We start from the raw sequence: 13,616 nt of genomic DNA on the forward strand, positions 1-13,616 counted from the left end.
TCATTTGACCAGATAGGCCAGGTATTCTGCGTACACTTCGACCGGGCACGGCTGGTCGGCGTTGAAAAGCTTCAGGTTGAAGCCGCTCTGACCGCCCGTGCTGGTGGGATGCGCGATGATGCCGGCCCATTCCGAATCCGCGTTCGCGACCGCATAATAGCGGCCGTATTTCGTCGGACTGAGCCTGCAAGTGATTTGCGCTGATGCGCCGGTCGGGATGCTATGGCCGGGGTTCGGCCACCACGCCTTCCACGCGGCGCCGGATTGGAAGGTGGACCTGTTCGCGATGCCGCCGAGAAAGCCGCCGAGATACAAATATCCGGTCGCGATGTTCGCTCCGACTCCGACCCTGCCGTTCGCGTCGCGCGCTTGGAGCCAGACCCTCGCACCGTTCACGCTATCGTAGGACAAATCGAGCGACGCACTGGCAGTTTTGCTCTCGTCGGGCTCGTCGTAATTACTGTCCGCCATGGCGTACACCTCGGACGCGATACCGCCGCTTCCGGTGCCGCCCCGCTCGCGTGGCTTGGATCCCAGACGCAGGAAAGACGCCGGGTCGTTCTTTTTGACGTGTCCGCTCCAAAAATCCAAGACGCTCATCTCGCCGACATCGTTCGACTGGACGGCCGATGCGATGGCCGGAAACCTGTAGTATTCGCTGTTCGACGAGTCACAGGCCACGAATTCCACTCCGTCACCGATAGACTTTTCCGCTCCGCCAATGACACCGGTCGCGTAGTCCGGAGAAATACGCACCCTATGCCCGCTAACGCGGGTCTGGAACGTGCCGGTCAGCAGGTTCGACCTGCCCTCGCCGTCCAGAATGACGGTCTGGTTGTGGTTCGAATCCCACATCCGCAGGCCCGTCGAATTGAGCTTCACGCCAGTGTTCGCAGCCTCGGAGCTTTGGAATATCGCGCCGGTGAAGACGTAGCCTCGGAACTGGCCAGCGGCCACCTTGTCGGACGTGATCGTTCCAGCCGCGATCTTCACAGCGGTCACCGAATTGGCGGCGAGCTTGTCCGTGGTGATCGCGCCGGATACTATCTTGTCGGCGTTGACCGCGTTGGCGGCGAGTTTGTCGGCGTTAACGCTGTTGGAGGCCAGCTTGTCGGTCGTGACAGCGCCAGCCACGATGTCGCCAGCCTGAATCTTATGGACATTCAGGAGCGCCACGGTCATGTCCTCCGTCACGCGGAGCTTCGCGGTCGTGACCGAGTTCGCGGCCAATTTGTCGGTGGTGATGGCGAGCGAGACGATGTTGCGTGCCTGCACCGAGTCGGCTGCGAGCTTCGCGGCGGTCACCGCGTCGGCCACCAGCTTCTCAGCGGTCACGCTGTTGGCGGCGAGCTTGTCCGTGGTGATCGCATTGGCCTTGACCTTCTCGGCGGTCACGGAGTCCACGGCGAGATGCTTCGCGGCCACGGTTCCAGACGCGAGAATGTTGTTCGCCACGAGGTCAAAAGGTTCGAAGCGCGTGCCGTCCCACGTCAGGACTTCAACGACGCGATCTGCAAGCGGCACCAAAACGCTTGGAGAAGCATTGGGCGCACCCTGCCAGTACGTGTAGAAGTCGGCCATGAGGCTGGGCGAATTGTTCTTCTCGCCCTTCCAGCGCGTCCAATATTTTTGGGTGCGCCACCACATGTCGCCCGGCTTCAGCCCATCATGCGCGGGTTCGTCCGGGCCACGGTAGATGAGGTTCTTGCCGTCCGCCGTGGTCTGCGCCTTTCTCGCGGCGGCCTGCGCCTGATTCGCCTGCGCGGCCGCGTTCGCGGCTGTGGTCTGAGCCTTGTCAGCCGTTGATTGCGCCGTCTGCGCGGCAGCATGTGCCTTGACAGCCGCATTGGCCGCATCGGTGGCCGCCTTGTCCGTCACCGCCGACCATGTGCCGCCGTTCCACCGTTTCGGCGTGTTAGCGCCATTCGTCGTGTCTATCCACAGTGTCGTGGACTTGCGCATCGACGCATCCGGAGCAGTGGACTGGATGAGCACGTCGGCCTTGCCGTTCGCCACGCCAGCGGCGGCGGCAGCAGCCGTATTCGCCTTCTGCGCGGCATTCGCCGCATCGGTGGCGGACTGGGCCGCACTGTCAGCCGTGGCTTTCGCTTGGGTCGCAACGCTCGAAGCATTGACTGCTGTGGACTTGGCGGCATTGGCGGACTCATTGGCAGTATTCGCCAGAGTCTGCGCATTGCCAGCCGTCTTCTTCGCGCTCTCGGCGGCGGTCTGTGCCGCGTTGGCGGCATCCTTCGCCTGACCTGCGGTGACGGTGGCACTCTTGGCGGCAGTCTGGGCGGCATCCGCCGTTGACTGGGCCGTGCCTGCGGCGCTCTTCGCACTGTCTGCCGTGCCCTGCGCGTTTTTCGCTGCGGCAGCGGCATTCTCAGCGGCCTTCTTCGCGTCGGTGGTCTTCGCCGCGTTGTCCGCGATATCCGACTTCGCCTGCTCGATCTGCTTCGCATTGTTCTCCACGTCGGCATAGCCCATGTGGTTCCACGCGGAGCCATCCCACACAAGCGTATCGACCACGCGATCAGACAGAGGCACCAAGACGCTCGGACTGTTATTCGGAGTCCCCGTCCAGTAGGTGTAGAAGTCGGCAAGCATGGAAGGGCTGTTATTGGGCGTGCCCTTCCAGCGAGTCCAATACTTCTGCGTTTTGAGCCACAGGTCGCCGACGATGAGATTGTCCTTCGGCTCGTCGGGGCCGCGAAACGTATGGTTCTTGCTATGGGCTTCGGCATACGCCTGCGCCACCGACTCCTTCGCCTTGCTGATCTCGCCGTTCGCCGTGGTCAGGTCGCTTTTGGTCTGCGCGATGTCCTTCCGCGCCTGAGACAGATCGGCCTTGGCTTGCGAGAGCGTCTGATTCGCCGCATCAAGACCAGTCTTATTCGCCTGAATGTCCTTCTGGGCCTGCGTCAGCTTCGCCGTATTATCCTTCAAAGCCGTCTGATTGTCAGCCAGGTCTTTTTGGATCTGCTTGACCTCTTCAGGCGAGACAGCCGAAGCCACCGTCACCGAGGCGACTGCCGACCAGTCGGACCTGTTGCCCGCATGGTCGACCGAACGAAGGGCGTAGGAGTGCTGTGAACCGGCTGCCAGACCGGTCACGAGATAATCGCCCTGACCGGACTGGTTTGCGCTGATGACGGTCATGACGGCCGCATCGACGCCCTCGCCGACCTCAATATGGTCGAAGTCCGATTCCATCGACGCGCCAGTGCTTGTCCTGCCATCCCAATGGACGGTCACCACGCCAAGCTCGGACGCAAGCACCGGCTTCGACGGTACGGAGCATGGCGTCGTATCCGACTCCACAGTTGCCACCACGACGGCCGACCATTCGCCGAGCTTGTCCGAATACGTCGGCACGGCCCTGACGCGCACCTCGATTTGCGTGCCGCAATCCAAGCCGCCGAAACCGAGCTGCGTCTTATCAGTCGTGCCTGCCGAATGCCAAGGCGCACCATCCACGTGCCTGCGCCACTCAATGGCGTAATTGCTGATCTCGATGGACGTGTTGTTCGTGGCTTCGGTCACGGCGGACCACGAAGCCGTGGCCAGACCATGCGCGAAACCATCCGCACCAATGTAGGCGTCGGTCTGCACGATCAATCCGAGAGGGGCCTTCGGCACGCGATGGTCACGGTCGGACGAGGCGGTCGTGCCGCCCTCGCTGCCGGCCAACGCGGCGCCACCGGTGATGCCCTTGATCTTCTTCGCCTGACGCACGGAAGCGTCATACTTAATATCATTCAGAGCGATTGAGCAGGATAAGCCCTCGTTCTGGCGCATGCTCAGGTCGATTTCCTGCACGCGCACCTTCTCCCCATGGGAGACGGTGGGGGCGGTAATCCAATCGCCAGCATGATAGTCAACGAGCGGCAGACTGTCCATGTCGGAAACGATGAGATCGCGCGTGTACTGGCCACGCACTCTCGCCGCATCATCAAGCGTGGACTGCATGAATGCCTGCGCGGTATCCTTATCGGACACGCCACCCTGCGAGCTATAGGATTCCCACTTGCCCCAAGGCGTCGGAGCAGCCGGATTATCCATGCGAAAAAGCAGATTATTGTCACCCTCGACAAGGATGGTTGATGCCAGGTCGGCGATGGACTCCTCGAATGGGGCTTCGCTGATGTCACGAGCCAATTGCAGCACGACCTGCTTGCTTAGATCACGACTCAAAGCCGTGCTGTCCGCATTCCACATTTTCAGCGTGCGGCCGCTGGTGCGCCAGTCGCAGCCACCGCCATTGACCAGCGAGCTGAGAATGGTCTGCAGGTCGGTGCCGAGCGAATAATACAAAGTGTATTTTCTGTTCCAGGCATCACCATTCGAGTCTCTGGCGGTGTCGAAGCCGAGCGTCAGGCCGGTGGCCGCGCCGCCACGGGCCTTATTCTCGTCAAGGAGCGTCTTGAGAATCGTGCCCGGATTGGACGAATAAAATGGGCGCTTGCCCTTGTTGTCGCCGTCCGTGAGCAGATGGCTGGAATCGTTGTTCTCCGCCTTGCTCAGGAGCCAGCTGATCGACTGGCCGGAATAGGTGACGGTCTTGGTACGGTCGTCCGTCTTGCCGCTGCGCCCAGTGATGACATAGCGAGCATTGTCCGGCTCGCGATAGCCGGTGCCGTCCGACACCTCCACGGCCACCTCGATACCGTCAGTAAGCTCACGGTCGAACGCCTGCGCGTCACCGGACAGCATCGAATACTCGATACTGATGGCACCGTCATCATCGTGGAGCATCGACGCGCTGAAGCTCACCGGCTCCGCCAATACGCCGATACGTGCGCCGAAAGGCCTGTATGCCACCAGACGAGCATGCAAAGACTTGCCCATGATTAACTACTCCCATGATTGCAAAAACCGGCATGTCACCTTGTCGGTGCCGCCGGTCTGTCTGATATCGAGCCGATAGTCGCCGGAATCGATCGCGGGCCACACCTGCAACGGTTCGGTGGTCCAGTCGACGCCATTCGACGCATCCGTACCACCGGACCATGCGTCGGCATTGGCAGCCGTCCACGCCTTGCGATTGGCCACATCGATAAAGAGGTAAGGTCGTGAGGCGTCACGCTGGCCGCCCCACATGAGGTTCGTGCCACTCACCGGATCCGCGATGGTAACGCCAGTGGCCGCTCCGAAACGAAGCACCAGCATGCCGATCGGAGCGTTGGAAAGCCACCCCTCCGGCATGATGTCGAAAAGCTCGGACGGCCCGGCGTTAGGCAATCCCTGCCAGCGAGCCCAATACCCCTTGCCGCTCGGCTTGGAAACCCCGCCCGGCAGCAGCCTGCCACCCGACGCGGCCAACGTCGCCTCCTGCCACTGCACGCCACGCCAAAACACGTCCGGCAGTTGGAACACGGCGGTCATGACGCGCAGGTCGCGGAACGGGCGTTCGTCATCGTCCGGCTCGCAGCTCGTGCACACCGCTCTCGTGACCATGCTGCGAGAACTGCCGTCCTCCAAGGTCTCCGTCCTGCCGAGCGTGAGCTTCGCCGCATGCAGGCAACGGGCACGGAAACGCGAGATCAGCGCATCGGAATCCGCGCCCCACGCCGCGACCTTGATTGTCAGCTCCGGCGCGTCCAGCACCGGAATCGAGGAGCCTACGATGACGCCGCTGCGTCCGCTCACCTGCACCGTGTCAATGATCGGCGACAGCGACGTGTAATGCGTAGTGCCGACGATGACGCGCATCCGCTCGGAGTCGAGCGGCTGGCCGTTGAGCGAATAGCTGACTTTCATTCGGATTCCTCCCGATTACCATTGCGGCATGGCCGCTGTCTGCAACTTCTGCTGCGTGCTTATCGACGTCGGCGCGATGGCCGGATAGTTGAACGTCTGCGTGATGTTCGTCACGCTCCCACCATTGCCGTAGGCGACTGCGTTAACTCCACGCGAGGCGTTGGCGACGCCGACGGAATACGAGGCGTCCTGCGACGGCAGGATGCCAGTCAGCCTTCCAGCCGCCTTCCTCACCTTCGAAGCGCTCTCGTCGATGCCGACGGCCATGCCCTCGCCTATCATCTCGCCGACCTGATCGCGGAACACTCGCGACGGTGAATGGATGCCAAGCTTGCGTTTCACCCAATTCAAGGCGTTATCGGCCGCATTGACAGCGGCGGTCACGAGTCTGCCTGCCGCGCCTGCGATGCCGGTCGCGATGCCGGTGATGATATTCATACCGACACTCCCCCAGTTAACCGACGTGAACCCGCTCATGATCTGTCCGATCATGCCGGGAATGGCACCGATAAGCCTTGGCACCGACGCTATGAAGCCGTTGGCAAGTGCGCCGAGCAGCTGTACGCCAGCCTGCAGGATCTGCGGGAGACGATTGATGATGCCACCGACAAGCTGGCCGATGAGGATCGGGACCTTGCCGTTTAGGTCGGGCAGGGCGTTGATGAGGCCCTGCGCCAGTCCGAGGATGAGCTTCAGGCCGCTGTCGATGATTTGCGGCAGGTTGTTGAGGATGCCTTGCACGAGGTTGAGGACGGCGTTGATGCCGATGGGGATGAGCTGCGGCAATTGGGCGGACAATCCGGCCAGCAGCGTCGTCAGCACGATGACAGCCGTGGATGCGATCTGAGGCAATGCCTGCACGATGCCCTGCAAGAGGTTCGTTATCATCGTCAATCCGGTTTGCAGGAACGACGGCAGTCTCGACGTGACCCACGATTGGAACTTGGTGAGCAGCTTGGGCAGGCTCGTCGAGATCCATGTGGTCGCGCTGGTCAGCAGCATTGTGCCGAGCTGTCCCAACGCGCCGAGCACCGGCGGCAGTATCTGCATGACCAACGCCGGCAGCGTGCTCCCCAAAGATGAGAACAGTTGCGGCAGTGCGGCGGTGATGCCGGTGATGATCTGCGCGATGCGTGGACCCACGTTCTGGATGACTGTGCTCACGGAATCGACCAGTTGGGTGGTCAATCCGTTGATGTCGGCATTGTCCTTGCCGAGTTCCGCCAGCCAGTTCTGCCATGCGGCCTTCATCATGCCGACGGAGCCCTCGATGGTTGTCGCGGCCTCCTTGGCGGTGGTGCCGCTGATGCCCATCTGCTCCTGCATGATGTGGATGGCCTGCACCACGTCGGAGAACTTGTCGATGGACAGGTCGCCCATCTCCCCGTTCGCCTGCTTGACCTTGTTCGCGTCCTGGATCAGACGCTCCATCTCGGATTTGGTACCGCCGTAGCCGAGCTTCAGGTTGTCGAGCATGGCGTAGTTGCCGCGCGCCAGAGACTGGTAGGTCTGTTGGATGGACTCGATGTCGGTGCCCATCTTGTTGGCGTTGTCCGACATGTCGATCATGGCGGTGTTGCCGAGTTCCGCCGCCTTCGCGGTGTCGCCGCCGAGTGAGCTGATCAGCGAGGCGGAAAAGCTCGTGACCTGCGTCATATACTCGTTGGCGCTCACTCCGGCTGTCCGGTACGCTTCCGCCGCGTACTTCTGCACGGTGCCAGAAGCGCCCTTGAACAGCGTGTCCACGCCGCCGACGGCCTGCTCATAGGTCGCGTATGCGTCGAGAGCGCTCTTGCCGACTCCTGCCAAAGCAGCGACGGCGGTGCCTACGCCAGCCAGTCCGACCGTGGCGACGCCCTTCAACGCGCCGACGGCCTTGCCCGACATGGAGCTGATCGCGCTCCACGCAATGTCGGCTCCGCCCTTCAACGCTCCGGCCATCCGTGAGGCCACGGAGCTGGCGACGCCGAACAGGCCTGAGAACACTCCGCTCGCCGCCGATCCGACGTTGCGGAAATAACCGCCTATGCTGCCCACGGCATTCTTAAATGGTGCAGGAATCTTCGCGGCGATGCCGCTGATGCGCTGGCCGAGCCCGTAGGACAGGTCGTCGCCGAACTGTCGGGCGATGGCCGCGCCCTGTTTGAAGGGGCTGGCGACCTTGCCTCCCAACGCGGACGCCTTCGAGGCGACCTGATCGAACGCGCTGCGGGCGATGCCGCCGATCTTGCCGAACACGCCCGCCCCGTCGAGCATGGCCATGTCGGCGTTCGCCCAGCCGGCGCGCACTTTCTCGATCGCACCCAACGCCGGGGCAGCCATCGCCCTGCCGAGGTTTCTGAACGCCGCTCCGAGCGAACCGGCTGTCTTCTCGCTGCTGGCGGCGAGATTGTCCTGAGCGTCCTTGAGCGCCTTCTGCGCATCCTTCAACCGGTTCTCGGCCTGCGTCGCCCGGTCGGTCATGGTGGACAGTCTCAGCCGCGCCTGTTCGAGCCTGATGGTCGCGGCCTCGGCCTGCGTGCTGCCCTCACCATGCTTGGCTATGGCATTGGCGACGCTCTCCTCGGCGGCACGCACCTGATTCGCCGCCGCCTCCTGCTGGAGCATGGACTGACGGTATGCGGCCGTGGATTTCGCCACGTCACGCTCATAGGATTTCAACACGTCCGCGCTGAAATCGTTCGCCGACTGCTTGAAACCGTTTTTGAACGCGCGTCCGAACAGTCCACCGCTTTTGCCGCCGTCCATGCTCGAATCGAAGGTCTTCGACGCGGCCTTGCCACTCGCGCCGACCTCCTTGTTGACCGCGCTGCGGAAACCCCTCATCGAGGGGAAAACGCTGATGTGCGCGGAACCGAGTTCGCTGCCGAACGCCATGCGGCACCTCCACTATTCAGTTTTGTCCAAAAAATCAGTCCTCGTAGAGCGTCTGGAACACCGGGCTCATGCCCTTGGTCTGTTCGCGCAGCCGCTCACGCTCGGCCTTCTCCCTGTCCGCCCGCAATCGTTTCGCAAGAGAATCGAAAGGTTTAGGATACTCGTCGCTGCCAAGCGCGTAGACGACCGGTATCTCACCCCACCGGGCCGGATAATCCAAGCCGTTGAGCTCCGCGCCCGTGTAGGTCGACGGATCGCCGATGAGCTGCTCGAGGAGCGCTATCGCGTCGCCGTAGCGGAGCCTGCCGCCAAGATCGGCCTGCAGACTCCACCCATGCGTCGTGAAATCGGCTCGGATCACGCTCCCGTGGTCGGCGAGCTGGCGGGAGAACCATTGGATTTTCCCAGTGAGGCTCCCTGCGAGCGCACCACCGCGTCGCCATAGTCGGACAGGAGGTTGAACACGACCTGCACCGGTTCGCCGTTCAGCGCTTTCGCCTGTTTGTCTCCGGCGAAAGCGCTCAGAATGCGTTTGAGCTGTTCGACGCTTTCCGTGTCATCGGACGTGTTCGACAGTCTGGTGAAATCGTCGATGCTCATCGACAATGGGAGCTTGTACGTGCGTCCGCCGGGCACGAGCGCCCAATACACATCGCCCTTGATGATGTGGCGCACCTTGTAATTTTGTGCGATGGAGGCGAACGCCTCCTCGTCGTTTTCTTCCGTCCACTGGTCGAAATCCTCGACGGTCGGCTTGAAGTCGGTGGAAGTGGAAGTCATTGTCTTGTCCTATCTGCTTTTCGCCTGCCTGCGGTAAAAAGGGTTCCCGGACCGCGCAGACAGGCGAGATAGGCGGTCCGGGAAGATTTTCGTCCGCCGGTCAGGCGGCGCGTGCGGTGACAGTGACCGTCAGATCGGGTGAGGTCACGCCGCCATACGTGGCGTTGATCCTCGCGCTCCCGGCCTTGACGGCGGTGAGCGTGCCGCCATCGACGGTCGCCACGCCTGCATCCTTGGATGTGAACATGGCCTGTCCGGTCACGTCCACGGTGGTCTTGTCCACATGGGTGGCGACGGCCTTGAGCGCGAGCTTCGCGCCTTGGACGACCGACGGCCTCGTATTGCCGTCAGCCGAAGTCACGGCCACCGCCGTCACGCTTTTGGGTCGTACCAGCTTTCGATCCAGCGCGTGTTCGGATGCGCAGGATCCACGTACAGCGGGTCCTTCATCCATTCGACGGTGAGCTCGCGGCCGGTGGCCGAGCCACGCTCCTGCTGGTCAGGTTTGTTGTCGTTAATCTGCATGACGCCGGCGCGACGGTGGACACGCCCGGTGTCGAACGTCTCCTCCTCGTACGCCATCCATTTCGCATCCTGGATGATGTCGGCCACGTGGTAGACGCCATTGGAGTCCGGCTCGCCGATGGTGATCTTGCGGGTCAGCGCATTGTTTTCGGCCGGGCTGAAAGTCTGCGTGAGGCTGGTCGCCAGCGGCCGCTTCTTGTACCCGTCCTGCAAAAACTCGATGGGATCGTCGCCGTCGCGCGAATCCTGATTGCCGCCGTCGGACTTGACGAGTCCGATGCATGCGGTCGACCGATTGTATGCGGCCGGAAGTTCCGTCGTCGCCTTGCTGGGTGCGATCATTTCCGGCGTGATTTTGTTTTCTGTGGCGTACGGGACGATCATGATGGCTGCGGTGACGAGCGCCTCCACCTGTCCCAGATCCATGCCCTGACTGTCTTTGGCCATGGTGATTCCTTCCTTATGGTTGTCTGATTCCGGCCGTCGAATATTCGACGGTCATGTAGTAGCGGCACCATGCCGCGTCCTCGCCGACCGGGTACGGGCCGTTGCAGCCGTCAGACACGACGGCGCAGATGCGGCTGCCTTCGGCAAATCCGATGAGGATGCCGGGCTCGCCGGTCAGCACGCCGTACACGCAGGCCGCCAGATCGCGGCATGGTTTCGTGTCGTTGCGCGTCCATCCGAGCACGTTGACGCCTATCGACCTGTCGAACGTCACGCGGTCGGCGGATTGCGTGCCGCCGTCATCACGCACGACCACGAGCGGATAGGAGCCGTCGTAATCGTCCGGGATGCGGTTTCCGACCTGCAGGCCCGCGACGTCCGTGATATTGGAGCGCAGCCAGCCGGTGAGGAAAAGCTCGAGATCGGGTGGGATGACGCTTGCCATCAGACCCTCGCCTTCCTCAAAGACTTGGCCAGATTGCCGGTCTGCGCCTCCACGAGCAGGGTCTTCGGGTCGTGGCCGACGACCATGACGGTCGTTCGGTGCTCCCTTTTGACCTCCTCGATTCCAAGGCCGTCGCGGTATGCGCCTGTTTCGACCGGCGCGGACGCCTTCGCGTAGGCGAGTGCCCTGTTCGCGGCCAGCGTGGTGAGCGCCTTGACCCCGGCGCTGTTGAGAATCTCGTCGAAGAACTTCGGATTGAAGTCGACCGATATCCTGCTTTTCGCCATTTGTTCAGCCCTTTCTTTCCGTCAGACGGCATTCCAAGGTCGGACGCCAGCCAGTGAACGCGTTCGCGTCCTTAGAAGGGAATCCGTCGACTTCCCACAAGCGTCCGTCGTCGGGGTCTGCGCGGATCCGGTCGCCGATTTTCACGTCGGCTGTCGGATCCGGGATGGTGAGGTACGCCGTGGATGCGGTCTGCGTGTCGAGCGTGTCCGGCGTGCGCATGCTGGAGCTGGATGAGAGCGCGCCCATGATGGTGAGCTCGTCCGGAGGCACGCTCCAGTCCGGCTCGTTCTGCGCCGGATTGTACGGGTTGGCCTTGCGTTTGGCGCGCAGTCGCATGAAGCGCGTGGCACCAGCCATGCCGAAAACGCCGCCACCGGCATTCAGATCGTCAAGCAGGCTCATGGCAATCCTCCAAGCCGGTAGGGTTTGAGCTTGTCCTTCTCCTCCTGCATGAGCGACACCGCATCGTATGACGCGCTGGACCCGTTGGTGGACTGGGATTTGACGAGTCCGATCGGGCTCATGCCGGCACGCTTCGCGGCGCTGATGAGCACCTGCTGCACGTCCGGCGCCTCATTGTATCCGGCATGGATTGAATAATGGATGGCCGCGACACCGACCGGGAAGCCACCGGAAAGCGACTCCACAAGACCCGTCTCCGGGTCATAGGCGTAAGCCAGTGGATTGCCCTGACGGTCGGTCAATGATTCGATGCTCGTCACATGACGTGCAGGCAGCCGAATCACCGTGCCGCCGCGAGTATTCAGCGTTCCCGCCAATGCCGCGTTCGGCATGACATGCCAGCCACATTCGCGGCGGATGGCCGCCTGCGCGGCCCTGAGCCGAAACTGCGCGTCATCCTCGAAGGCCGAAGGGTCGGCAATCATGTCAGGAACCACATTCGCTTCATCACTCATGCCGACCTCCAATCTCAGCTCGTCTTCACACTGCCAGCAGCCACAAGACCAGCCACAAGCGCATTGACACGCCTCGCCAAATCGTTGTACGCGGTCACGAGCGCGTCGTACTCCGCCTTCGTCGGGGCGGTGGAAGCCGCAGCCGCGACGGAGGCGTTCGCAGTGCCGGAGATCGTGACATTCGCCAGCTTCACGCCACCAAGAGTGTTCTCGGCGGCGGCGGGAAGCACATACGGAGTGGCAGTGGCGCCGCCGGTGACGTTCACCGGATTGTCGTTGCCGTCCACGAAGAGCACGTCCTCGATGTACGTCGAAGCGTCCACCTTGGCCTTGGATGCGTCGGCCAGCCGATACTGCTTCACGGCTCGCCTCACTTTCCGGCCTTGCCGAGGGACACCTTGACGAAAGCCTTGGGGTACTTGACCTGCAGGGCGAGGCGTTCCTTGACTCGGAACGTGATCTTGTCGTTGGTGAAGTCGTTTTCGTGGCTGTTGGTGGATTCGACGGTCAGACCGCCCTTGCGGTAGATGGTGCCGCCTGCCTTGAACGCGCCGACGAGCACGGTTCCCTTGGTCATCGCCTCGGTGACCACGGTGCGCAGTCCCCACAGCGGCGGGTTCTGCATGATGCCGCCGTTGCCGTACTGTCCGGCGAAGAAGCCACCGCCGAAATACTGGCCGTTCGCATCCTTGGACAGGCGGATTGTCTGATAGTCGGCAGGGTTGATGACCACGGCGTCGGCGGAGAAGCCGGTCGCGGTGGCGATATCCGTGGTGGCCGCGAAGATGCGGTCGGGGTCGGAATCGTTGGCCTGCGCCTTGGTCTGGATTTCGCGGTTCAGAATGCCCCTGAGATTCGGGTCGGTGCCGTTGCCGGACAGGAGCTGAATCTCCTCCTGCAGCTTCAGATTGTATTGGGCGTGCTGGTTGATCTCGGACACGACGAACGGCAGGTCGTCGGCCATGTCGTCGGTGATCTTCCACCATGCGGCGATCTCGTGCAGGCTGTCGGACACCCAAGTCGGGTCCGGAAGGTGGATCTGCGGCTTCTGCCCGCCCTCGGCGACGGTGGTGGCGTTGCCTTCGAACGCGCCGTAGACCGGGTATTTGATGGTGGTGCCGCTCATGGTGCCGGACGCGAACAGGTCGGCGATGACGAGCGGACGCTCGTACGGCCATACGCCGTTCTGGTCGGTCTGGGTGAGGAACGGCGCGTAGGCTCCGGACGCTCCGCCTGTGGCCTGAGTGTCGGAAGCGGCCTTGAATTCCGGAGTGGAGAACAGGCCTCCCTTGGTGGCGAGCACGCTCAACCCCTTTTCCTTCAGGGACTTGACGTAGAAGTCGCCGAGGGTCTGCGCCTCGACGCCCTTGTGTTCGGTCTTGGACGTGCCGGCGAGCTTGTCGAGTCCTTCGCCGGCCTCCTTGAACAGGTCGATGCGTTCCTGCAGCTTCTTCGCCTCGGCGTAACGCTGCTTCAGCTCCTCCTGCTCCTTTTCGGTGATGTTATCCATTCCCTTGGCGAGGATGGACTGTGCCGCCTTCTTCTCGGCGGCGAGCTTGTCCATGAGGTTCATG

The 13,616-nt window shown here is 62.4% G+C and carries 13 protein-coding genes; all 13 read right to left on the bottom strand.

The genetic code is table 11. The features are described from left to right. Positions 1-4,851 (bottom strand): hypothetical protein, encoded by a 4,851-nt coding sequence (locus BBBR_RS06430; protein WP_003830548.1) that lies wholly within the window; start codon positions 4,849-4,851, stop codon positions 1-3. A 6-nt stretch (positions 4,852-4,857) separates the two neighbouring features. Then, complete coding sequence (locus BBBR_RS06435) at positions 4,858-5,763, bottom strand: hypothetical protein (RefSeq protein ID WP_003830547.1); 906 nt, start codon at positions 5,761-5,763, stop codon at positions 4,858-4,860. 15 nt (positions 5,764-5,778) lie between these two features. Next, on the bottom strand, positions 5,779-8,640 hold the full coding sequence (locus tag BBBR_RS06440; RefSeq protein ID WP_003830546.1) for a hypothetical protein: 2,862 nt from the start codon (positions 8,638-8,640) through the stop codon (positions 5,779-5,781). 34 nt (positions 8,641-8,674) lie between these two features. Further along, the gene (locus BBBR_RS06445) at positions 8,675-9,001 is read right to left on the bottom strand and encodes a hypothetical protein (protein WP_003830545.1); all 327 of its coding nucleotides are present in this window, start codon (positions 8,999-9,001) and stop codon (positions 8,675-8,677) included. Next, positions 8,998-9,420 (bottom strand): hypothetical protein, encoded by a 423-nt coding sequence (locus BBBR_RS06450; protein ID WP_003830544.1) that lies wholly within the window; start codon positions 9,418-9,420, stop codon positions 8,998-9,000. Before BBBR_RS06450 ends, BBBR_RS06445 begins: the two co-directional genes overlap by 4 nt. 100 nt (positions 9,421-9,520) lie before the next feature. After that, positions 9,521-9,787: a hypothetical protein gene (locus BBBR_RS06455; RefSeq protein WP_225851439.1), complete on the bottom strand. Its 267-nt coding sequence runs from the start codon at positions 9,785-9,787 to the stop codon at positions 9,521-9,523. A 5-nt stretch (positions 9,788-9,792) separates the two neighbouring features. Continuing rightward, positions 9,793-10,392 (bottom strand): hypothetical protein, encoded by a 600-nt coding sequence (locus BBBR_RS06460; protein WP_003830542.1) that lies wholly within the window; start codon positions 10,390-10,392, stop codon positions 9,793-9,795. Between the two features lie 13 nt (positions 10,393-10,405). Next, the gene (locus BBBR_RS06465) at positions 10,406-10,837 is read right to left on the bottom strand and encodes a hypothetical protein (protein ID WP_003830541.1); all 432 of its coding nucleotides are present in this window, start codon (positions 10,835-10,837) and stop codon (positions 10,406-10,408) included. After that, positions 10,837-11,124 carry an HK97 gp10 family phage protein gene (locus tag BBBR_RS06470; protein WP_003830540.1) on the bottom strand — a complete coding sequence of 96 codons (288 nt, stop codon included), beginning with the start codon at positions 11,122-11,124 and terminating at the stop codon, positions 10,837-10,839. Before BBBR_RS06470 ends, BBBR_RS06465 begins: the two co-directional genes overlap by 1 nt. 4 nt (positions 11,125-11,128) lie before the next feature. Beyond that, a complete protein-coding gene (locus tag BBBR_RS06475) occupies positions 11,129-11,527 on the bottom strand; it encodes a hypothetical protein (protein WP_003830539.1) in 399 nt (132 codons plus the stop codon). After that, positions 11,524-12,042 carry a hypothetical protein gene (locus tag BBBR_RS06480; RefSeq protein WP_003830538.1) on the bottom strand — a complete coding sequence of 173 codons (519 nt, stop codon included), beginning with the start codon at positions 12,040-12,042 and terminating at the stop codon, positions 11,524-11,526. Before BBBR_RS06480 ends, BBBR_RS06475 begins: the two co-directional genes overlap by 4 nt. A 14-nt stretch (positions 12,043-12,056) precedes the next feature. Then, complete coding sequence (locus tag BBBR_RS06485) at positions 12,057-12,404, bottom strand: hypothetical protein (protein ID WP_019727447.1); 348 nt, start codon at positions 12,402-12,404, stop codon at positions 12,057-12,059. Positions 12,405-12,412: 8 nt separating this feature from the next. Then, a complete protein-coding gene (locus BBBR_RS06490; protein WP_003830536.1) occupies positions 12,413-13,615 on the bottom strand; it encodes a phage major capsid protein in 1,203 nt (400 codons plus the stop codon). Between the last annotated feature and the right edge of the window lies 1 nt (position 13,616).

It is taken from the genome of Bifidobacterium breve DSM 20213 = JCM 1192, from assembly GCF_001025175.1.
GTDB classification, from domain to species: Bacteria; Actinomycetota; Actinomycetes; order Actinomycetales; family Bifidobacteriaceae; genus Bifidobacterium; species Bifidobacterium breve.

Excerpts from the sequence above, each read along its gene's own strand:
- BBBR_RS06430 (WP_003830548.1), bottom strand. The coding sequence starts at position 4,851 with ATGGGCAAGTCTTTGCATGCTCGTCTGGTGGCATACAGGCCTTTCGGC.
- BBBR_RS06435 (WP_003830547.1), bottom strand. The coding sequence starts at position 5,763 with ATGAAAGTCAGCTATTCGCTCAACGGCCAGCCGCTCGACTCCGAGCGG.
- BBBR_RS06440 (WP_003830546.1), bottom strand. The coding sequence starts at position 8,640 with ATGGCGTTCGGCAGCGAACTCGGTTCCGCGCACATCAGCGTTTTCCCC.
- BBBR_RS06450 (WP_003830544.1), bottom strand. The coding sequence starts at position 9,420 with ATGACTTCCACTTCCACCGACTTCAAGCCGACCGTCGAGGATTTCGAC.
- BBBR_RS06460 (WP_003830542.1), bottom strand. The coding sequence starts at position 10,392 with ATGGCCAAAGACAGTCAGGGCATGGATCTGGGACAGGTGGAGGCGCTC.
- BBBR_RS06465 (WP_003830541.1), bottom strand. The coding sequence starts at position 10,837 with ATGGCAAGCGTCATCCCACCCGATCTCGAGCTTTTCCTCACCGGCTGG.
- BBBR_RS06470 (WP_003830540.1), bottom strand. The coding sequence starts at position 11,124 with ATGGCGAAAAGCAGGATATCGGTCGACTTCAATCCGAAGTTCTTCGAC.
- BBBR_RS06475 (WP_003830539.1), bottom strand. The coding sequence starts at position 11,527 with ATGAGCCTGCTTGACGATCTGAATGCCGGTGGCGGCGTTTTCGGCATG.
- BBBR_RS06480 (WP_003830538.1), bottom strand. The coding sequence starts at position 12,042 with ATGAGTGATGAAGCGAATGTGGTTCCTGACATGATTGCCGACCCTTCG.
- BBBR_RS06490 (WP_003830536.1), bottom strand. The coding sequence starts at position 13,615 with ATGAACCTCATGGACAAGCTCGCCGCCGAGAAGAAGGCGGCACAGTCC.